13 protein-coding genes are annotated in these 21,234 nt (G+C 67.1%); 5 read left to right on the top strand and 8 right to left on the bottom strand.

Translation table 11 applies throughout. The annotated features are described in order from the left end of the window. Positions 1 to 39 precede the first annotated feature (39 nt). Complete coding sequence (locus LV79_RS13505) at positions 40 to 324, top strand: integrase core domain-containing protein (protein ID WP_253836053.1); 285 nt, start codon at positions 40 to 42, stop codon at positions 322 to 324. A 360-nt stretch (positions 325 to 684) separates the two neighbouring features. Next, positions 685 to 1,266: a hypothetical protein gene (locus tag LV79_RS13500; protein WP_253835615.1), complete on the top strand. Its 582-nt coding sequence runs from the start codon at positions 685 to 687 to the stop codon at positions 1,264 to 1,266. A 628-nt stretch (positions 1,267 to 1,894) separates the two neighbouring features. Here LV79_RS13500 and LV79_RS13495 read toward each other — a convergent pair. From LV79_RS13495 to LV79_RS13470, 6 genes are read right to left on the bottom strand one after another with little or no spacing between them, the layout of a single operon-like run. Then, positions 1,895 to 4,894, bottom strand: a complete 3,000-nt coding sequence (locus LV79_RS13495) for an AAA family ATPase (protein WP_253835613.1) — start codon at positions 4,892 to 4,894, stop codon at positions 1,895 to 1,897. Then, a complete protein-coding gene (locus LV79_RS13490) occupies positions 4,891 to 6,150 on the bottom strand; it encodes a metallophosphoesterase family protein (RefSeq protein WP_253835611.1) in 1,260 nt (419 codons plus the stop codon). The genes LV79_RS13495 and LV79_RS13490 overlap by 4 nt, the downstream gene beginning before the upstream one ends. An 8-nt stretch (positions 6,151 to 6,158) precedes the next feature. Further along, on the bottom strand, positions 6,159 to 7,481 hold the full coding sequence (locus tag LV79_RS13485) for an AAA domain-containing protein (protein WP_253835610.1): 1,323 nt from the start codon (positions 7,479 to 7,481) through the stop codon (positions 6,159 to 6,161). After that, positions 7,478 to 8,950 carry a hypothetical protein gene (locus LV79_RS13480; RefSeq protein WP_253835608.1) on the bottom strand — a complete coding sequence of 491 codons (1,473 nt, stop codon included), beginning with the start codon at positions 8,948 to 8,950 and terminating at the stop codon, positions 7,478 to 7,480. Before LV79_RS13480 ends, LV79_RS13485 begins: the two co-directional genes overlap by 4 nt. Further along, entirely contained in the window at positions 8,947 to 10,074 is a 1,128-nt protein-coding gene (locus LV79_RS13475) for a hypothetical protein (RefSeq protein ID WP_253835606.1), read from the bottom strand. The genes LV79_RS13480 and LV79_RS13475 overlap by 4 nt, the downstream gene beginning before the upstream one ends. A gap of 39 nt (positions 10,075 to 10,113) precedes the next feature. Next, on the bottom strand, positions 10,114 to 10,911 hold the full coding sequence (locus tag LV79_RS13470; RefSeq protein WP_253835604.1) for a hypothetical protein: 798 nt from the start codon (positions 10,909 to 10,911) through the stop codon (positions 10,114 to 10,116). A 927-nt stretch (positions 10,912 to 11,838) separates the two neighbouring features. On the opposite strand from LV79_RS13470, the gene LV79_RS13465 reads away from it, so the two are divergent. Then, on the top strand, positions 11,839 to 12,426 hold the full coding sequence (locus LV79_RS13465) for a helix-turn-helix transcriptional regulator (RefSeq protein WP_253835602.1): 588 nt from the start codon (positions 11,839 to 11,841) through the stop codon (positions 12,424 to 12,426). A gap of 12 nt (positions 12,427 to 12,438) precedes the next feature. Here the strand turns inward: LV79_RS13465 and LV79_RS13460 are convergent, their stop codons facing one another. Further along, positions 12,439 to 15,405, bottom strand: a complete 2,967-nt coding sequence (locus LV79_RS13460; protein ID WP_253835600.1) for a tetratricopeptide repeat protein — start codon at positions 15,403 to 15,405, stop codon at positions 12,439 to 12,441. 184 nt (positions 15,406 to 15,589) lie between these two features. On the opposite strand from LV79_RS13460, the gene LV79_RS13455 reads away from it, so the two are divergent. After that, entirely contained in the window at positions 15,590 to 16,447 is an 858-nt protein-coding gene (locus tag LV79_RS13455) for a macro domain-containing protein (RefSeq protein WP_253835598.1), read from the top strand. Between the two features lie 1,388 nt (positions 16,448 to 17,835). Next, on the top strand, positions 17,836 to 20,034 hold the full coding sequence (locus LV79_RS13450; RefSeq protein WP_253835596.1) for a hypothetical protein: 2,199 nt from the start codon (positions 17,836 to 17,838) through the stop codon (positions 20,032 to 20,034). Here LV79_RS13450 and LV79_RS13445 read toward each other — a convergent pair. Continuing rightward, positions 20,029 to 20,484 (bottom strand): hypothetical protein, encoded by a 456-nt coding sequence (locus LV79_RS13445; RefSeq protein ID WP_253835594.1) that lies wholly within the window; start codon positions 20,482 to 20,484, stop codon positions 20,029 to 20,031. The two genes, LV79_RS13450 and LV79_RS13445, sit on opposite strands and share 6 nt — an antisense overlap. Positions 20,485 to 21,234: the final 750 nt, after the last annotated feature.

Raw genomic sequence — 21,234 nt, 5'->3', positions numbered from 1 at the left:
TCGTTCGACACAGTCCTCGCCGACGCCGGCATCCACGTCGTGAAAACCCCACCACGGTGTCCACAAGCCAACGCCCACGCCGAACGGTTCATCGGCACCGTCCGACGCGAAGCCACCGACCGACTGCTCATCATCAACGAACACCACCTGCGAGCGGTGCTGGACCACTACGTGAACCACTACAACCACCGCAGACCACACCAAGCCCTACAACTCGCACCACCACAACCAGACCAGCCGATCGCAGAGCCAGGCTGCACGTCGATACGTCGACGACCAGTCCTCGGCGGCCTGATCAACGAGTACGAACCCATCGCTGCGTAAGCGCAGGTCAGGCCACGTGGCCAACTATTGGCACCCCACAGGCCCTCTGCGAGACCTGCAACCGTCTTGCGCGCAGCGAGCTGCGCGGAATGAACATGGAGTCTGCACGGCCAGGGCTGTTGAAGAATCTCCGTGACGACCCCAATTGGGCCATCCAAGGCTTCCGAGGCAACGGCGCCTACCACGCCACAGCCGCCTTCGAAGAGCAGGACCTGTTCCGCTTTCTTACCGGGGACGAACGAGGAGACAGTCAGATCCTGTACACGGGTACCGCCAGCCCGCAGGTAGCCAGCCGTTGGAAGGCGTTCCGGCAAGAGGCTCGGCGGGAGCTTTGCCGGCAACGACGAGTGGGAGTCGCTGGTGGCCCGCTGGCTCGACGAAATGGCTCAGAAGGTCGGCGAGGGAGACGTTGTACTGCACGTCTACAACCCCTGTGACCTCCTGCAAACAATCATCCATGGGTGGCCAGACGGCCTTGAGAAGCTCCTGCCCATGGTTATTGGCGAGGCCGTACCCCGGCACGGGCTACGGCACTCGGTGCGTGGCGCCCTGTGCTGGAACGGCCGAGGCATGTCGTTGCCCGATGCGATACGGCTCGTGTACAGCGATCCGCTGTTCCTGATGAGCAACATGTACGCGGGGGCCGTGTGGGAACGTGACCGAGAGCTCTTGGATCTCCTGGGGCTGCACTACGTGCTCCTGGAGAAGATCGGGCCCGTTGGGTCCGAGGCAACAGTTGCCGACGAGCACCGCGTCTGGATACATCGAGATCAGGGTGCTCGCGTCTACTCCTCGGACACGGACCCTCGCGGGTACGCACAGGCGTACGCAAGCATTGCGGCTGATGGCGAGATCGTCTCGATCGGGCAGTACCTCAACAGGCATTCCTATGAGGTGGAGCTGGTGGCTCGGGAGTACCGCGCCTTCGCTCATGTCGTCTAGCGCCCGCCGGATCTAGTGGTCCGTGTTTGAAGTCTTCTGACGGTTGGCCTTGTCAGGATCTGATCGGTGATTCGGTCCAGGCGAAGGTGTGGCTGCGGTTGTTACAGCCGGTGATGAAGGCTCAGATCTTGGTGGTGAGGTCGCGGACGCTGTGAAGGTGCCGCGGCGGATGGCTTTGGTGTTCGACGATGCCGAACCAGACTTCCACCAGAGCCGTATCACCGCGCCCACGCGCGGGGAGCACACCAGGGAGCAAACGGGGAGCAGAAATGCGCTCCAAACGGCACTGAACTGCCCTCAAAGACTCCTAACGAACACACGTTGGCCTGCGGAAATCCGATTTCCGCAGGCCAACGCGATACGCCGTACATAGTTCACCCATAAGGGCTCTCTGAGCAGCGCTCCACGACCTGCAACGACGTCCAACCGCAGGTCAACGGCATCGTACGGCTGGCTCGGGAGCAGCAGGTCGGTGAACACTTAGTTGTCACGGTCTTGACCGCCGCGACCTGTATCTTCACCAGCCGCAAAAACCACCGACGCCCAGTCAAGGCCCCTTCCGGTCACACCAGGGCCTAACCCGCAGGTCAGAGCCATCAAGCCGACTTTTGGAACCCCACAGGGCAGCTCAGGACCTCAGTCCCGAAGCCAGGTCGTCCGCCATCAGTGCGTCGCGCTGCTCCGGAGACAGCCACTTCGCATTGCTGCCCCTGGGCGTTTTCTCGACCATGAGGATGTTCTCGAAATTGTCCGCCACGTCTCGCATGTGACTGATCACCGCCACCAAGCGGCCGTCGCCCGCGTTGCGATGCAACTCTCCCAGCGCCTGATGGAGCGCGTTCGTGTCGAGAGTCCCGAACCCCTCGTCCAAGAAGAGGGCTTCGACGCGACCCGCGCCTCGCGACGTGACCTCCACCAGTGCCAACGCGAGCGCCAGGCTGGCCAGAAAGGTCTCGCCGCCGGACAGCGTCTTGACGTCACGGACCTGTCCGGTGGTCGTGTCGACGATCTTGAACTTCGCGGCGAAGCCGAACCGGCCGTCCGTCATGGACTCGAAGATCTGGCTGGCCGTGCCGAGCAGGGTTCCTTGCCGGCGCTGCACGACGCTGTCGACGAACTTCCCGTCCGCGAGCAGCTTCACGAGCTCACGGAGTCCCTCCACCACCGGACGCGCTGCGGCGAGCCGGGCGTCGAGTTCCTGGCAGAGGGGAAGAGCCCGTTCCGCTTCCCGGCGCTCGCGTCTGGCGGTCTCGACCTCGACGTTAGTGCTGCGGACGAGCGTCTCGAGGTGGTCCTCGTCAGAGGCCTCGACGCTTGCGTATGCGAACGCGATCTGTTGCCGCAGTTCCGCGACCTCGGTCTGACAGGCGTCCGCCTGCTGGAGGCACGCTTCGAGGGCGGACGCGACCGCCACGACCGTGTCACTGGCCCACGCCGAGTCGTCTGCGAGAGTGGGCTCCGTGCCTCGTCCGGGAATCTCCTCGAGGTTCAGCGCGGTGAGCACCACCGAGGCACGCTCCACGAGCACGCTCAACTCCTCGACTAACGCCGCTCTCGGTTTCTCAATCTGTTCGTCACGCCGCTGGCGGAGTTTCTCCGCCTCCTTTCGCGATGCCCTGGCGGCGGTCTCCGCTTGCCCTTGCCGGTCTCGGAGGTGGCCGAGTGCGATCTCCTGAGTCTGAACCTTCTCGACAGCGGCCTGGATGGCCGCCGGGGTGATCTCCGCCTCGCGGTAGAAGGGAAGCTTTCGGAGGCTACCCTCGATTGCCTTCCACCTCGAATCCAGACTGTGGACGGCGTTCTTCTCGTTCTGTGCCCGTTGCGCGATCAAGGGCTTGGCCGTGTCGATGCTGGCGCGGAGATCGTCGTGTTCCTTGCGCACCTCGCTCAGCGCGGTTGCCGTGTTCTCGGCGAGCGTGCAGGCGGCACTCGCTGCAGCGATGACGGCGGCGAGTAGGACGTCGTCGGCGACCGCCAGGTCCATCGTCCCAAGGCGGGCCCTTGCTTCGCCGAGAGCGTCCTTATGTTCGGCAGCGGCGAGTCGAGCTGCCTCGACCTCCTGTACGAGCTCGCCCTCCGCCTTGTGCAACAACTTTTGTGCTTGCTGCACCGCCTTGTCCGTAGTGACGCGCGCCGTCTTCGCGTGGTCCACGGCCTTCTTTGCGGCGGAGATGTCGGCCCCGATCGGCGGCTGGTAGTTCTCGGGCAGGCTGCGGGCGCACACCGGGCAGTCGTCACCGGCGCTGACCCCAGCAGCCGCATGGACAACCGCGTCGGCTTGGTAGGCCGCACGCAGGAATTCCTGGGCGACTTCCAGAGTCTCGCTCGCTGCCTGATGTTCTTCGTCGCTCGCGAGGGCGCGGTATGCCAGCTGCTTGACCTTCTCGCGCTTAGTCTTCACGCCTCCGTCCGCGGTGTCGGCGATTGTCGCGGAGGTTCGCGCCTTGTCGAGCAGCAACTGGCACTCGGTGACATCGGCCGTCGCGGTGCTCGATTTGCCGGCTGCGAGCTTGGCCGCCTGCCTTGCCTTCTCTGTCTTCTCCGCGAGCACTAGGAGTAGTCGCTCACTCGACTTCAGCTCGGCGAGCGACTCCGCGACGGCGGCGCTTTCGGCGGCGAGGCGGACTCGATCCTTGTGCCAGACTGGAATCTGCTCGGCCGTTGTGGCCAGAACGGTCAAGGCGGAAGCCGTCGAGGCCACGCCGATCCCGCGTTTCTCCGCGTCGTCCAGCTCGTCCTTCAGCTGTCGAACCTCGGCCTCGTACTGGTCCAGTTCCTGCCGCCGTGTGACCTCGTCCTCGGCAAGGCTCGTGTCCGCGATGATCAGGTCCGCGAAGTCGTCCTGCAGACCGGCGCGGAACTTGTCCCCCAACCGCTTCCCGATGCGACGAAGCTCTTTTTCCCGGCGGCCCGCTTCCTCTGCCGGCACTCGCGCTTCGCCGATACGGTTCTGAACGGCTTCCAGACGCTTGAGCACCTTGAAGGACTGGGTGAACCGACGTGATGCGTCAGCCAGATCGGCTGCGGGGTCTGCGGGAAGCTCTCGTCGCCGCAGCTCGGTGTGGTTCAGAGGATGGGTGAGCCGTTCGATCATCGCCTTGGCGCGCTCGCGCATCTCCGAGAGCGAGTCGAGGTTCAGCACGCTCTTCAGCAGCGCGTTGCGCTCCGAATCGGTGCTCTGCAGGAGTTCCTGGAACTTTCCCTGCGGAAGCATCACCGCCCGGAGGAAGGTCTTGGAGTCGAGCCCGATCAGAGCGGTGACCCGCTCGGTGACCTTCCTTGACCCGTCGATCTCCTCCCCGGTGTCGAGGCACTTGAGGTGGTGGGGCGGCGTCACACTGCGGGAAGCAGCTGCACGAGTGACCTTCCACGTCTCGTTTTTGACACGAAACGTGAACTCGACGCGCATCAGGCCGCCACCGCTGGACGCGATCAGAGGGCCACCACCGCCGCCCTGGACGGGCCACGTGCACACGCCGTAGAGAGCGAAGCAGATGGCTTCCAGCAACGAGGACTTGCCTGCGCCGGTGTCGCCGATGATCGCCATCAGATCGACGCCGGTGAAGTCGATCACCTGCTCCCCGCGGTACGAGCGCAGACCGAACACCTTCAGCTCGATGGGCCTCATGCGGCGTCCTCCTCGTCCACCTCTGCGGTCATGGGCTTGGCGAGCAACTCCTCGACCTGAGCCACCGCGGGAATCGTCGTGTCGTCCGTTTCGCCTAGCTCCAGGAGTGCGGCGAACAACGGCGGGATGTTCTGCGCGGCGGTCCCGGACGTTCCGTTCTCCTCCAGGTACTCGACGAAGAGGTCCTGAAGGGACGGTTCGGCGCCGGGTTCCCGTTCCTTGTCCGCCACCTGCAACCGGCGGTCTTCCGGGTTCTCGGCGATGTCCAGGATCGTGGCGTTCGGGAGGAGCGCGTATACCTGCTCGGACAACGTCGGGTCCGGCGTCGGCGTTATCACCTCCAGGCGGCACAACTGGTCCGTGATCGTCGGTGCTACAGCCCGAAGCTCGTCCATCGTGCCCTTGAAGCGCCACAGACGGCGTCCGGAGGTCAACGGAACGAGCCGGATCTCCGCCTCCGCCCCGGGCACCAGGTTGACGATCACGACGCTCTTCTGCTCACCCAGCTCGCCGAAGTCCAGCTCGAGTGGGGATCCCGCGTACCGGCCGACTACTCCGGCACCGGGAAGCCTCTGGGGTTTGTGGATGTCGCCGAACGCTGCGTACCCGACCTTCGGGATGTCACCGGCCTCGGTCGCGTAGCGGTCACGCACGTGGGGAGACGTCGAATGGCGGGCGAGATCCGCCCCGCTGAGGTACTGGTGGCCCGCGAACGCGGTGACGTGGCGTTGCGGATCCAGGCCGCGGAACAACTCTTCCGCAAGCGCTTGCTGCATCGCGCTGACCCGTTCCGCGTACCGCTTGCGCAGGTCGTTCGCGTCCTCGTAGGCGTGCATGATCCTGTTGGGGTGCACGTACGGCAGCACCGCGAGCCTCAACTCGAATCCGTCGGCACCGACAAAGTTCAGGATGCCGCCGTCGGCCGACTTGACCGGCCGGTCGACGAACCGGATGCGGCTGTCCGGGCCGAGCCAGCTCGCGACGAAGCGGAACAGGTCTGGCGAGTCGTGGTTGCCGCAGATCACCACCACTGGGGCGGTCTGCGCGAGCTCGCGCAGCACCTCGCTCGCCTTAACCATGTCTTTGTAGGACGGTCGTGGATGGTCGAACAGATCACCGGAGTGGATGATGACGTCCGGTGCTTCGTTCCTCGCGATGGCGGCGATCTCGGCAAGAACTGCGACGTGGTCGGCGAACCGCGGCTCCTTGTCGGTAATCCGGCCGAGGTGCCAGTCGGAGGTGTGGAGGATTCTCATCGTCTCTCTCAGGCCGCCGGATTCCGGTGGCGTCGCAGGTGTTCGAGCATGGAGTGGTTGGCGGCCCAGCCGTCGGGGAACTTTGCCGGCACGTCGATGTGCATGGGCTCGCTCGTGGGGTGCGCGTCGAGGAGCTCCTGGATCCCGGCCCTGGCGACGACGATGCAGGCATGGCGATGGCGCGAGGTCAGCACGCAGAGTCGGCCGGACTCGAGGTGGAACGCGGTGGCGTCCCTCCGCCCGGACAGCGGATGCAGCACGATGACGACATCGAACTCGGCGCCCTGCAAACGGTTTGCCGTGTCGACCGTGATGCCGGCGCCGCCACGGGCGGTGAGCTCGCGCTCGATCGCGGCGACCTGGTCTCGGTGTGCGGCACCGATAGCGATGCGGTCCGCCGTTACCGGCTGCTCGACGTGATCAGGCGCCGAGGTCACGACGGTGCCGCGTTCGAGCAGCCTCAGCGCAATGGTCACGATCTCCTCGACGGCGTCCGCGTCGGTGCGCATCGTGTGCTGGCGTGGGAGTTCGTGCAGTGCCCACCCGGTCGTCGCGGCCATCTCGAGCGTGTCGTCGACCGCACCGCGACGGAGCGGGCGGGTGGTGAAACCCATCTGACGTTGTCCCGGTCCGGTTCCGGCGTCGAACGGTGTGAACGGATAGAACGCCGTCGACACGACGGGCGCCGCCTCTGCCGACAACCTCCAGGACACCGGGAGCTGGTGGACGGGCAACTCCGGATTGCTGCGCTGCATCGCCGCCACCGCGCTCTGCATCGGATCCCACGGCAGGCCCACCCAGCGGTCGAGCTCCATGGTGGAGAAGGGGTCCAGTTGCCCGGGATCGCCGACGAAGAGAGCCTCGTCGAACCGCGACGCGACCTGGAGAAGGGCGTCCGACCTCATCTGGTAGGCCTCGTCGATGATCGCCCTCCGCCAGCTGACGTCTTTGACGTAGGACCACTTCTTCGCCGTGGCGATGGTGATCTGCGGCCGTCCCAGCTCGTCGAGCTTGCGGCTGTGGGTCACGTTGGGGTGTGCGATCCGGCAGTCCGGCACGTAGTCGGTGCCGTCCAACCGGCCGATCGTCACACCGGGCGCGTGTCGGGCCATCCGGTCGATCAGGTCGTCGACCTGTGCGTTGGTCTGGGCGACCACCATCACGGCCTCACCGCTGGCCGCCATTTCGGTGCTCGCACAGACGACCAGGGTCGACTTTCCCGCGCCGGGAGGTGAGTCGACCACGACTCCGCGGTGGTCGGTTTCGAGGAAGTCGTGCAGTGCGGCGGCCACGACTCGGCCCGCCGTGGCGGAGGGGTCCACTGTGGTCACGACCAGTCCTCCTGCACGTCCTCGTTCGTCACCCGCACCGGCACCGGGGGCCCGCCGTGGGTCCACGGCGTCTCATCGAGGCTCGGGAAGTCTCCATCTCGCTTGAACTCGTCGCTTAACGCGCTATAGCAGACTTCCTCGCCCTCCGTCGGCAGACTCCGGGGAGGAGGTGGCTCCTTCGTCTTGTTCCCCATCCCACCGGCGAGTTCCAGGGAGATGATCAGTGCGTCTTCGTCCTGCTCCACTTCCAGGATCTCGGCCTTCTGCCGTTCCCGGCGTGGGTCGAGGACCGTTCCGGAGACGAGTGACACGGGGTCGTCGGTCCGCACCTTGATCAGCGGTCGTCGCGCCTTCCCTGTGAAGCGGTCCACCTCGACCTCGACGACGGTGCCGACAAAGGCGTTGCCAGCGAGGCGGTGCTCGGCCATGACCAGTGGGTCGTCGAACGCCCGCTGTGCCTCGTAGTTGGCCTGCGTACGTTCCAGCCGACTCAGTCTCCTGGCCGCGGCCACCGCGCCGTCACGCTTCGGCTGAGGAGGACTGCCGTCGTTGAGACGGAGGTAGAAGGTCTGGTTCGACCGGACGTCACGCACCCATCTCTTGACCACTCGCTCGCCCGGAGGTAGCTGCCTCATCAGGCCAATCGCCTGCCAGACGAGGTCCCATGTCGGTGCGAGCTGCCCTCGCAACGCGGACTCGAGCCGTTCCTTGGCGGTGCGGCGCGCGACCGGATTGCTCGCGGCGTCGTAGGCCGCCATCGCCGGTGCCAGCACCTCTCGGTCGAAGGTCGGGTCGGTCGCAGGCCCCGCGGGCGGATGGGTCACCGGGTCCTCGGCCGCGAGCGCGGCTGCCCGGCCGTTCATGCCGTCCGGCGTCAGCAGCCACGCCATCAGGGCGGGGAGGTGCGCGTCCTCCACCGCGCTCTGGCCGGTGGCCCAGTGCTGAGTCAGCACCGTCGTCGCCTCCAGCAGCATCGACTGGCCTGGGTACTCCGCCTCATGGACGAACTGCGTGAGCCACCGGCCGAGCCGAGGCACCGTCTCCTCGACGGGGTACGGGCCGTCCACCGAGCGGTATCGGGTCGAACGGCCGAACAGCTTCAGGAATGCGGTCGATCTCGGGTTGGGCACCCACAGCTGTGGTCCGTCCACCGGCCGGGTGGACTCGTGCACCCGTTCCTGGACCACCGACGGAAACCTCGCGATGTAGCCCTGGAACAGCTGCCCCATGCGGTGTGCGAACCCGAACCGCTGGTCGCGGTCACGCGGCTGGTGGACGACGAGCAGTCGAGGGCGCTCACGTTCGTCGCCGACCAGTGCGGCCAGTGGTGCGTTCGCCTCACCGGCGAGCGCCAACGGCACGCACGCGAACGGCCGGTCGGCGACGTGAACGTGCCGCACCGTGGTGATGGGCTGTGCACAACCGGATTCCACCGCGTGCGCCCGCGCCAAGGCGGTCAACGTGGTCATGCGGTCTCTCCCAGGCATTGGCTGCGAAGGCGGTGAGCGGCACGAAGCATGCGCGCGGCCTCTTCCTCGTGGATGGACGGTGGTCGTGTCCCCGCGGCCAGCGACAGCACTTCGGAGGCGAACTCGATCCCGCCGAGCTGTTCCTGGACGGACCGGCCCAGCGCCTCGGTCCGCCCCTGGGACTCCTCGCGGCACCGCAACGACATCTCGCACACGGAGAGGCACTCGGGTGCGTAACGGGGTTCGAGGTGCTTCAGCGCTTCGTCCAGCTCGCCGACCGGACGTGTCCGTGCGCCCGTGCTGTCCGGCCGCAGTTCCAGCGTCAGTCCTGGCGGGAGCACCCCCAGGATCGAGTCGAGGTTCTCCAAGCGGTCGAGCTGGCGCCGGAGAGTGGTGAGCTGCTTGCGCACGTCGATCAGGGCTGCGGTCGGGGTGTTGGAGAAGTCCCTCGGGCACACCAGGACCACGTCATGCGAAACGATCTCCGGGTCGTGACCGAGGCTGGCGACGAAGTCGCGCATCGCCATGACGTAGACCGCCGACTGGATCGCCGCAGCGGCCACCTTCTCAGGCTCCGCGCGCCGATCGATCACCGGGAACGACTTGATCTCCACGATGTGGAAGCGGCCCGCGATCTGAAACGCGATCAGGTCGGGCTCGAGGTACACGGCCCGCCCACCGACGTCTAAGCGCAACAAAGGATGGGCGAACAACGTGCCGGAGTCCTCAGCGGACCGCGCGGCCTCACGCAGCAGCTGGACCGAACGGCGGTGGCGGGTGTCGAGCGACTCACGCCCGGCGACGTTGTCCAGTGCGTGGTAGGCGACCTCGGGCAACGACAGGTCGAGCATCTCCCGCAGCAGCCGGATCAGCTCTGCGGCGCCGTTGGCCTTGACGATGGACTCGAACACGTTGCCGCGAGCGAGTGCGAACGGGGAATCGCCGAAAGGGGCAGGGGCACCGAGGTGCTCGGCGAGGGCCTTCTTGTCGACGCCTGCGGCGTCGAGGACTCGCCTGCGCGCACAGCCGGGGTTGCTGGTCAGCGCTGCGATCGTCCTGGCGTTGTGCTTCGTCGGCTCGGCCGGCCCCCGAATGCCGTCCAAGCGCGAACTCGCTTCAGTCACCGTGCTTCTTTCTCGGGGTGCTCCGTGCGGAGGGGTGGTTCAGGAGTCGGTCGCGATACGACGTACGACCTTCAGGCTGGAGCCGAACAGCAGATGGGTCTCATCGAGCTGGGTCCGGGCTCGCTCGGCCGCCTCCTCGCGATGCGCGAGATCCGCGTCCTCGTGCACGCTCAGCTCTGCAGTTGCGGCAGTGGCGACCACCGCTGGCTGCATCGCGTCGAACGCGGGTGCGGCGTCCGGAATGTTCGCCGCGTACTGCCAAAGCAGTCGCAGCACCGGTGCGGTCGGTGTGCTCATGCGCTCGACCTGGTGCGCGAGCGCGATGCCCACGCGGAGAAAGTCGACCCGCGCGCTCAGCGGCCCGACCACCCGCCGCGCCAACGGCCAAGTGGACACGGCCACGAGACCGCGAGCGGGAACGAGTCTGTCGTAGGTCAGGGCGTTGCAGAGGTAGTACGGCCGGGCGTGGGGTGACGACCGGAACGACCGCTCCTCGTCCCGCTTCAGGCTGGTGAGCTTGACGCTCGAGAGGTCACCGCCGAACACGGCGGTATGCACGGAGACGACCAGCTTGGGTGCCGATGGGACCGCCAGAAGCACGAGCGCCTGATGGACCTGTTCCCGCGCGGGGAGGATGGACCCGGCCTGCGCCGGTGCACCCATATCCACAACGGGAGCGGTCAGCGCGGCGAGGGCGTTCTCCCACACCTGTTCCATCCTGCGCAGGTCAGCGCGCAACTCACGCGCTCGAACCGGATCACCCGAGGTCGCCGCGCGACGCACCTGGGCACGCAACTCGTCGATCTGCCGCTCGAGGTTCTCCAGTGCCTCCGTCATGGATCGAACGATATCACCTCGCCCAGCATCTCCCAGCATTGCATTTGCAACCGAGGCTGGTTCCCTTCTCTACCTGCGGCGACTGGATCAGCTCGATGTCGTCGAACCACTCGATCGAGTGGCGGATCTTTCGTTGAAGTGTTGGTCGAGCAGACCTCCAAACGCGTTACAACGGAACCGTCAAGGCTCCCGCATCAACTAACGGACGGTCTCCGCACAAGCGCGTTCTATCAGACAGCCACTATGCCCTCGCCTGGCGCGAACACGGCGGCCGGACCATGCGAACGATGCGTTCAGGCTCGCCGCCGCGTTGCAGCCATCACCGTCTGAGCATGGCGACACCGGTTGGAGTCGTGCCCCCAGTATTCAATACGGCCCGGTGGCTGGAGTGTAGCGGGCTCGCAGAGCGCGAGTCGGCACCGTGCGGGGCCTACCGCTGCGCTCGGCCGCGGGTTGTCGCCAGGTGGATGTGGTCGTGGCAGAGGTAACCGGGTTCGCCGAGTTTCGTTCGTCGGCACGGTGTCCCATCTGCGGTGGTGCCGGAGCAGCGGTAGGTCGTGGTTGCCGGGGTCTGCGCGGTTCCGACGGTGCGGCCCTGGGGGTGTTTCCGCCCGATGTCGCTACGTCGTATGCGTTCGGTCAAGGGGGCGTCACGGTCGTCGTCGTAGACCATCCTGGGGTTCCCCTTCACCACGTGCGCTGTCGTCGGGTCCGAGAAGACCCGGTCCGACGGTAGGAGGGACTGCCTTGGCAGGTCTATGACAGGTTCACCGGCGGAGTGGCGACCTGGGCCGCCCAGGGGTGGCGTGGTAGTTGTCTGAGGTTCATGTCGCCGCGCGTCGCATGACCACCAACGACACGAGACAGGTGGTGAGAGGCGCGTACGGAGGTGGGACGCCTGTGGAGGGCCGGGCCCATGTTGCAGTGGTGGACCCCCTGCCTCTCTACCGGCGTGGGGTGGTCGAGGCCTTAGCCTCCAACGAGGTCCTCGTCGAGGCACCCGATGACATCGGGGCGTGGGCGGCGCGCAGCGGTGATCGGGTCGTCGTCCTGACGTTGGCCGCGCAGGCCGACTGGGTGTTGCTCGAGCGGTTGAGCGGGCTGGCCACAGTGATCGCCGTGCTGGACGAGGACAGCGACCTGACCGCGATCAGGGCGCTCCGCTTGGGGGCCGGGTCGGTCGTCTCGCGCGGCGCGAGCACCGCGGTCATGCGGCGAGCGCTGGACGCGGTGCTCGCGGGTGACGCGGTCGTGCCGAGATCGGTGGTCCGAGAGTTGGTCAGCTCGTCGCGGCCGGGCGGGGGTGAGGTCCCGCGGCTGCTCGAGGAGGAGGTGCGGTGGTTGCGCCTGCTCGCGTCGGGGACGACGATCGCGAGCCTGGCGGCGACGGCGGGCTACTCGGAGCGGGCGATGTACCGGCTGCTGAACTCCGTCTACGACAAGCTCGGGGTGACCAGGCGCACCGAGGCGCTGATCAAGGCCAACGCATACGGCTGGCTCGGGCCGCAGGCCTAGCTCGTCCGCGGATCAGCCGCCCGCCGCCGCAGTGATCGCCCGCTGCAGCCGGGGCTCGTGGAAGAAGCCGAGCATCTGGACCAGTTTCCCGGTGATGCCTGGCGCGCTTGTCACGCGGCGGGCCTGGCGGAAGACCTCGATGGCCTCGTCCAACGCCGGTCCGTCCCGCCTGAGGTGCTCGCCGCAACGCGCGAAACCGGCCATGTCCAGTGCGCCGAAGTCGCGCTCGTCACGCCTGCTGCGCTCGTCGGCCTCGAACCGCAACCGGCGGAAGGAGTTCTGGGCGGACCAGTGGTCACCCCGGCGGTGCTCGACCAGACCGGCGAGCGCCAGCGTGACGAGGGCTTCCCCCCGTGACCTGCCCTTGGCCGCGAGGCGGATGTACTCCGCCGCGCCGTCCAGGTCGTCGGCGTACAACGAGCACATCACCAACGTGGTGTAGACCCGCCGGAGGAGGGGGCGGCGTCCCAGGGCCAGCGCGAGTTCCAGCCCGCGGTGCCCGGTCTCCCGCGCTTCGTTTGCCTTGTGCAGCAGCAGGTGGAGGTTGGCCTCCGCGTCCGAGTGCCTGCACCGCACCACCCAGCTGTCGATTTCCGCCGCCTCCGCGCCCGCCTCGTCGAGGGCTGCCTTGGCTCGATCGAACTCGCCCAGGTCCGCGTGGCGCATACCCGATTTCAGCAGGACCTCGGCCAACCGGCGCCGGGCGTCGCGAGTGGGTTCTCGCCGCACCCGAGCGCGGGCCAGGGTGGTGGCCGCCGCCAGGCACTCGGTTGCCTTGGCCAGGTCGCCCCGGTGGCGATGGCACTCGGCCAGGTCCACCAGTGGCACCATCTCGGCTTCCGCTCCGCCGTGCTCGCGTGCGATCGCCAGCGCGTGGCCGTAGTGTTCCTCGGCTTTCGCCATGTCACCCCGCAGTTGCGCCACCGCGCCGAGGGACACGAACAGCTTCTTGCGGACGTCGTCCCAGCTGCGGTCGACGAGATAGGACATGGCCTGGCGGAAGTAGGACTCCGCCGCCGCGAGATCGCCTCCTTGCTGGGCGATGTCCCCGAGCGCCTGAAGGTTCATGATCTCCGAGAGATCGTCGTGCAGCGCGCCGGTCAGCTGCTCGCGCCTGCGGCGGAGAACCCAGCGGCAACCCCAGTTGTCGAGGTGGTCGTCCACGTTATCGACCAATCGGAACGCACCGTCGTGGTCTCCGGCTTGCACCAGGAGATCGATCTCGGCCAACTCAGCGACGAGATCGTCCAGTCCGCGGACTTCGTCGTGGGCGCGCCGCCGCAACGCGAAGTACGACGCGGCGCGGAAGATGAGGCCGCGCCGGTCCACGTCGACCGGGTCGGATTGGTCGGCGAACGGCCGCACCGGGTCCAGGGCCCTGGAGTCGTCGGGTGGCTGGACGTAGTAGCGATTCTCCGTGGTCCGCCGCACCAGGTGGCGATCCCGCAGGTGGTTGAGACCCCGCGTGATCTGGGCCGAAGCGACGCCGGGCAGCATGTACGCCACCGCCTCCGCGTCGACCGGGGCGCCGAACGCAGCGACCGCCTGCAGGATCCGGCGCACCTCCGGGGCGAGGCCGTCGATGAGCCTGCCGGTGAGGAAGTCCAACGCCTCGTCAGGCGCGATCTCCGCCAATGCCTGCACGACCTCGTCGAGGCAGGTCAGCGGGCTGCGCTCGGTCTCGGGTGCTCGGGCTCCGGACAGGATTCCGTGGACCACCTCCGCGGCTCGCGGCCTGCCACCGGTCCGCTCGTGCAGCGCCCGCACGAGGTGTGCGGGCGCCGGGTTCAACTCGTAGGCGTTGCGCGGGTCCAGGCCTGCCAGGTGCGCCGTGAAGTCGGCCAACGGCATGCCCCTGGACAGGCTGAACGTGAGCGCCTTTGCCAGCCACCGCCGCGACCGCGCGAAGGGCTGCTCGCGGGTCACCAGCAATACCTTGACCATGGTGGGGTGTGCTCCGGCGAGGACCTCGAGAGCGTCGTCGAGGTCCGAACTCAACAGTTTGCCGGTCACCGCGTCGAGCAGCACCTCGCACGAATCCAGCACCACCGCCATCCGCTTGTTCCCGAGCAAGCCGATCAGGACCTCCAGTTTCCTGGTGACCGCGACATCGGGTCGCGCCAGGAGCGCGGCCGCCGCGGCGGGCACCTCGTCGACGGCATCCTTGATCAATTCCAGGAGGTCGTGCGCGGTGAAGGAGTGGGGGCCGTGCGCTTGCCGGTACTCGGTGGACACCGCCTCGGCCGCCGCGCGCTCCAGCACTCCCCGCACCAGCGTCGTCTTCCCGACGCCCTCAGGGCCGACGATGACGACGATCGGGGCCTCGTCGCCGTGGATCTCCCTAAGCACGTCGGCCGCGTCCTCCCGCTCGGCGCCTGCCGTACCGGTCCGCGGCGGGACCTGGCCCACCGGCGCTCCACCCAGCGGTTCCGCGTCCGCCTGGACTTGTGCGTGTCTCTCCTTCAAGCGGGCTTCCAGCTCCTCCGCTTCCCTTTCGGCGATCGCCAAGCTGGGTCCGTCCAGTCGGCGGAAGCTGTCCCGTTTCCTGCGCAACTGTTCTTCCAGTTGGGCGATCTGCCCTTCGGGCTGGTCCAACGTCGCGATACGCCGGAAGAGCTTCTCCAGGGCGCGTTCGCGATCCGCCGAGAAGTCCTCCGAGGGCAGGAAGTCGACGAGCGGGCTGTACTTGACGGGTCCGATGCGCAAGGCGATGACGGTCTTCCCAAACTCCCGGGCCCAGCGCAGCTCGTCCATGCAGGCGTTGCTGTCGGGGGTGTACTCGGTTCGAACGAACAGCAGGATCCGGCAGTTGCTGACCGCTTGCGGAATGCGCTTCTCGAAGGTGTTGACCGGTACGAGGTCCACGGGCGCCCACCACGGCTCAACCGGCGATCCCGGCCTCTTGAGCGCCCCGTACAGCCATTCGGCGAACTCGGAGCTTTCCCCGTTGTCGTCGGCGTAGGAGATGAACGCCCGCATTGCTGCCCTCCGCTCCGGCGAGTCCGTCTGCCCGGAGGGCCGCCGTGTCATACGTGTGCCGCTGTGGGCAGAAGTCTGTCAGACCCGCACCCCGGACTTCCGCGTCGACGACCCCGGTCACCTGTTCGGCGGTGCGCCATGGCAGTTCGGCGACACGGCCGCACGCCGTGAGAGGATGCGACCCGTGATCTTCCGAGGTCTCGTGCTGATGTTGGGAACCCGCCGTGGTGCGGTCACCTTCTTTGGAACCGCGTTGGCGACTTTCGGCCTTCTTGGCGGGTTGATCCAGGTCTACGCGGCCCTGTGGCCGAAAGTGGGGTTCAACCAACCCGCCACGGTGGCCGTGATCGTGTGCGCGATGGTGGCGGTGGCGACATACCGCGCGTGGCCACGTCGGTCGCTGCGCCGGGATTTCGACCTGCCGGACATCGGTGTCGCGGTGCGGGTCGGAGATCTCTTCGACGAGCCGGGGCACCTGGTCGTCGGCTTCAGCGATACCTTCGACACAGACATGACCGACGGTCGGATCATCAGTCCGCGCAGCGTCCAGGGGCAGTTCTTGCGGCGGGTGTACGCAGGCGACCGCGCTCGGCTCGACGCCGACCTGGACCGCGCGCTCGCCAGCGTGGTGGGCGGCCAGGAGACCTCTGACAAACCCGGGAAGCGGTGCCGCTTCCCCATGGGGACCGTGGCGACGCTCGGCTCACCTGAACGCCACTATTTCTGCGTCGCCTACTCGTACTTACGGGACAACCTGATCGCCAAGTCCACGGTCGACGATCTCTGGACCGCCCTGGACAACCTGTGGGACGCCGTGCGCGAGTTCGGCCAGCGCAAGACCCTGGTGATCCCCGTCATCGGCTCGGACCTGGCGCGGGTCGGCAGCCTGGACCGGGAGAGCCTGCTGAAGCTGGTGATCCTCTCGTTCGTGGCCAACTCGCGGGAGCAGGACGTGTGCAAGGAACTCGTCGTTGTCGTGCACCGCGACGACTACGAGAAGATCGACATGCTGGAGGTAAGGGCCTTCCTCCAGACGCTATGAAGGCTGGTGCGCTGTTGTCCAGTTGGATCGGTGAACAGCGCACCACATTCTTTTACCAGCGCGCATAGTCGGACGGTTGCACCGCGCCTGCGCGCGGGGAGCACGCCGGGGAGCAAATGGGGATCCGAAATGCCCGCCGAACGACCTTCAACTGCATTTAACGACCCGGAACACACTCGTGCTGCCCTGCTGAAATCAGATTTCAGCAGGGCAACACGATATGCCGTACATAGTTAACACATAAGGGCTCTCTTAGCAGCGTTCGACGACCGCAACGGCGTCCATCCGCAGGTCAACACCATCGCACGGCCGGTGTGGGGCCTGCCATGTCGGTGAGCACCTAGTTAGCAAGCCCGATCGAGCACGGCTTGCTCGATGACCTGCCGCCCTGGTGTGTGAGTAGTAGTCAACCTTCGCCGCCCCCTCGGGCTCCATGTACTTCGTTGGACCGTCGGCCGCGGACCGCGGAAGCGGCTGTGTCGTATCGGGTAGTGTTCGACTCCGACCTCGGCACAGCTATCGTGGATTGCGCCCGCTTCGCCAAGCACCTGCCAGCACCCTTCGCAGCGACAGTGTCACCCGGTAGCCTCGATCTCCGGCGGCAAGGAGTGCAGGCCCGGACCGGCCGCGACATAGGCTTGTGTCGAGGCGCTGGCCACGCCACCGCCTCGGGGCCGTCGGTTGCGGCTCCCGCGATCTCGAATCCGGCCTGCGAACAGCATACACGAGCCCCGAAGGGATGAGTTCGTGGTCGTCCACCAGGACGACGCGAATTTTCCCCGGGGTTGGCGGCCGTTCCATAGCGACCGCGGGAATCAGGTCCAACGCGGTGGAGAGTGCTTCCAGGGTCAGTAGGCTGCGGCGGCGGACCTTGGCTCCGTTGGCTATCTCGACGTCGGTGAGGCGGGCCAGTCTTGATCAGCGGTCAGCTCGGCCAGGGAGATGCCGAGTTCGGACACGCGCGTTCGCGCACGCACCTGGCGACCGCTGTCCAGTCCTCGCCCATGTGCCTTCCGGCCGCTCGTGTGTGTTTAATATGGTGCATCTGTGTGATCAAATCGCCGAGTGGACGGCGTGAAAGATGAGGAGTCCTGGCTGGCATCGGGCCGCCGCCGTGGTGTCGTCGCCCGCGGCGCGGGTGGGGTGTGTGGCGGGGTTAATCCTGACCGCGTAGTGGCTGGTGGTCGAGTACGTGGTGGTTGTGTGGGCCGCGGGGACTGTTTTCGTTGTCCCGGCGTTGGTTGCCGCGCACGTGGTGGTTGGAGGTGGTTGACGGCGTGTTTGCGAACCAACTTCCGCGGGATGTCCACGCGATTCTCAAGCAGCTGGTTGACCAGCCGGATATCGCTGAAGCGCTGGCGAAAGCCGGGCTAGATCGGCGCGACGCTGTGCGGGAGGTCGGGCGTGATCCGGCTGTGCTGGCGCGGGCGGCGGCGGCCTACGAACCCATCGACAACCTCCGGCGGCGGGCGGAGGCGCATCGGGAAGCGCGGCCGAGCCCGTGGCTCGCGGGCGAACGCCTGCCCACCGGTCAGCGGGTCCTGGGAACCTCGGCGGGAGTCATCACGGCTTTCGTGATCGTCACGATCTTCGAGGCGGGTTCCCTGCTGCCGGTGCCCATCGGTCCCGCCGTCAGCCTGGCGCTGATGATCGCCTGGGGTGCTGTCGTGGGCCCGCACGTCCCACCACCCGTTCGCGATCTCGCCCGGTGGTACGCGGTTCGCCTGCGATTGTGGCTGGCACCGGCGGCCCAGTGGCCGCGCTCGCGGCGCGAACTGCGGGACCACGTGCTGGAGCCCGAACTCCTGGGCTGGATCGGGGGCAGGCTCACCCCGCCGTTCGACACGACGATCAGGCTGCGCGACTCGGCGGGGCTCATGCGCCCGGCCGGGACCGGGCCGCTCGTCCCCACCCCGGCCACCGCAGCCTGCGCCAGGGAGATCAACCGGGGCATGCCCGCGGCGATCGGGGTGTCGGGCAGTCGCGGATCCGGCAAGTCGACGATCGTCGCGCGGGCGGTTGGCAACGAGTTCACGGCGGCCGACCGCGCACCCGTGCTCGGGATCCTCATCGCGGCGCCGGTGCGGTACGACGCGCGGGACTTCATCCTCAACATGCACGCGGCCGCCTGCCGCGCGGTGTCGGACCTGCTCGCGGCGCCCGATGGTGGTCCGCGCTCGGAAAGCTTCCGGCTGTGGTATCGCCGCGCACGGGTCTACTCGTTCCACGCGCGGGTGTGGTTCTGGTTCAGAGCGCTGGTCAGGATCGTCGTCCTGCTGTGCGTCGCCGCTGTGGTCCTGGTGGCGCCGGTGGGGTGGCAGGGCGGTGTCGCCGGTTCGGTGGTCGCCATCAGGACGCTGGTCCACGAGTTCGGCGCCGACCCCTCAGGATTCGCGGGTGGGCACAAGTGGCAGATCGGTGTCCTGGTGATCGTGGCGGGGATGGTGTCGTGGACGGCGGTGACGCGGGTCTTGTGGCCGCCGCTGGTCCTGGTCTGGTCGGTGCTCTGGGGGGTCTTGGGCAGAGGGTTCCGGTTCCGGCTGTCGCCTGGGCGAGCGGCTCTGCGCGCCGTGACGCGCGCCCACCTCCGGCGGATCCGGTTCCTCCAGACCAGGACGACCGGCTGGTCCGGCAAACTCACCCCCGCCGGGGTGGAACTCGCGCCATCGCGGGCGGTCGCGAACGCGGAACAACCCCTGACCTACCCGGAGGTCGTCGAGCGGTTCCGGGAATACCTGAGGCTGGTCGGCGATGTGCTTGTCTCGTCCGAGGGCATCAGTTCCATCGTGGTCGCGATCGACGAACTCGACAGGATCGCCGACCCCGCCGAGGCGCAGCACTTCCTCAACGACGTCAAGTCCGTGTTCGGCGTGAACCACTGCGTGTTCCTGGTATCGGTGTCCGAGGACGCGTTCAGCTCGTTCGAGCGGCGCGGGATGCCCGTCCGCGACGCGTTCGACAGTTCGTTCACAAGCGTGATCCACGTCGACCCGTTCACCCTCGCCGAGTCCCAGCGGTGGCTCGCCTACCGCGCCATGGGGATCCCCACCCCGTTCGTGTGGCTGTGCCACTGCCTGTCCGGTGGGCTTCCCAGGGAACTGGGCCGCGTCGCCCTCGCCCTGCACGACCTCCACCGGGAGAATTCGGGTCTGGGGGAGCTGGCCGCCGCGATCGTCGACGTCGACGTCCAGTCGAAGCGCCGCGCGTTCCTGCACGCCGCGCGCGGGCTGCCTGTCGACGAGGACGGGAGTCGTGCGCTGATCGCGTATCTGCACGGCAGCACGGACGCGCGGGCCATGTACGGGAACGTGACGGCGATGCGACGGCCCCTCGACGCGGTGGTCGCGACCCGGAGCGAGCGCCTGTGCAACGAGATCGTGTGCTACGTGCTGTTCTGCCACACCTTGCTGTGGCTGTTCACCGACTACGTCGACCCGGGCCTGGGCACGCCGGGAGACCAGGGAGAACTGTCCGAAGTGGAGGTTCTGGCCGATGTCCGGAGGCAGATGGGGATCGACACCGCGGTGAGCCTGCGGGCGCTCACCGGCTTTCGGGTGCGGTCGGGTATCGAGCCCGCCGGGCTATGAGGTCCGTGCCTCGGGTGAAGGCGGTCGGGCCCGGGGCTTCGCGGGCGCGGGCGGCGATCCGGTCGACGTCGTCGCGTTCGGCCGTGGGGAGGGGGCGCCCGCAGTGGCTCGGGTGGACTCGGCGCTGCCCAGCAGGACGGCGGCTCGCGTGTGGTTGCCCGCCAGGCCTGCGGCACCCGCGAGGCCTTCGACAGCCAGAGCCATCGCGCGGGTCGCCGACTTTTGTTGCCAGGGCAAGGCTTTCCAGGTGCAGCACGCGGGCCCGGTCGGCGTCGCCGCGTTGTTCGGCGACGAAGCCGAGTTTGCCAACACCAGGATGATTCCCGGGTCGAAAGCGACCATGCGGTTCCAGTCGAGCAAACCGCGCAGGTGCGCCTCGGCCGCGTCTTGGTTGCCCGCGCGGCGGAGCACGGACAACGGCTCGCACGTCACGTTCGACGGCCAATACATCGGCCCGATCACAGCGTACTGCGTGGGCGTGAACCGCTGCCCTAACGCCTGTGCTGGTCGAAAATGCTGGCACCGACTGTGAGCTGTGGGTTCATGCGGCGATTGGTATCGGTTGAGCAGTCCGGCGAGGCGTTGCGTGCGCGCGATCCAGTCGCTTGGGGTGAGCCAGGGGATCACGTTCGGGTCGTCGCCGGGTGCTCATAGTCCCTGACCTGAACATCCTGGAGCAGCGAGCTGCACTTTTGATCCAGCCACCGAGTACTGGCCAGCGACATACTGAGACCGTGCAAGCGCTGAGACCAGGTAATCAGATCAGAGTGTGCCGAGCGACCGCCCTCGGTGGGCACGTCAGAGGTTGTAGAGACGAACGACGGGACATCCTTGGTCTACACCGTGCGTGCGCCAGGCACACGTCCACCAAGGTCACGCAGCGTAGCAACATGCAGCGCGTTACCACGTGCTCCAAGCGTCCACCCGCGCCCAGCCGCAGCGCATTCTTCTACCAGAGCGCGCATCACCGCACTCGCGTGCGGGGAGCACACCGGGGAGCAAACGGGGAGCAGAAATGCGCTCTAAACGGCACTGAACCGCATTCAACGACTTGGAACGTAAACGCGTTGACCTGCCAAAATCACATTCCGACAGGTGAACTTGATATGCCATACATAGTTCACACATAAGGGCTCTCTGAGCAACGCTCAACGACCTGCAACGACGTCCAACCGCAGGTCAACGGCATCGTACGGCTGG

The sequence above is a fragment of the Actinokineospora globicatena genome, from assembly GCF_024171945.1.
Lineage (GTDB): Bacteria > Actinomycetota > Actinomycetes > Mycobacteriales > Pseudonocardiaceae > Actinokineospora > Actinokineospora globicatena.
This window is presented reverse-complemented; position numbering and strand designations above follow the sequence as displayed.

Coding starts and splice junctions, on each gene's coding strand:
- LV79_RS13490 (WP_253835611.1), bottom strand. CDS start 6,150: ATGAGAATCCTCCACACCTCCGACTGGCACCTCGGCCGGATTACCGAC.
- LV79_RS13460 (WP_253835600.1), bottom strand. CDS start 15,405: ATGCGGGCGTTCATCTCCTACGCCGACGACAACGGGGAAAGCTCCGAG.
- LV79_RS13470 (WP_253835604.1), bottom strand. CDS start 10,911: ATGACGGAGGCACTGGAGAACCTCGAGCGGCAGATCGACGAGTTGCGT.
- LV79_RS13480 (WP_253835608.1), bottom strand. CDS start 8,950: ATGACCACGTTGACCGCCTTGGCGCGGGCGCACGCGGTGGAATCCGGT.
- LV79_RS13445 (WP_253835594.1), bottom strand. CDS start 20,484: ATGTATTGGCCGTCGAACGTGACGTGCGAGCCGTTGTCCGTGCTCCGC.
- LV79_RS13495 (WP_253835613.1), bottom strand. CDS start 4,894: ATGAGGCCCATCGAGCTGAAGGTGTTCGGTCTGCGCTCGTACCGCGGG.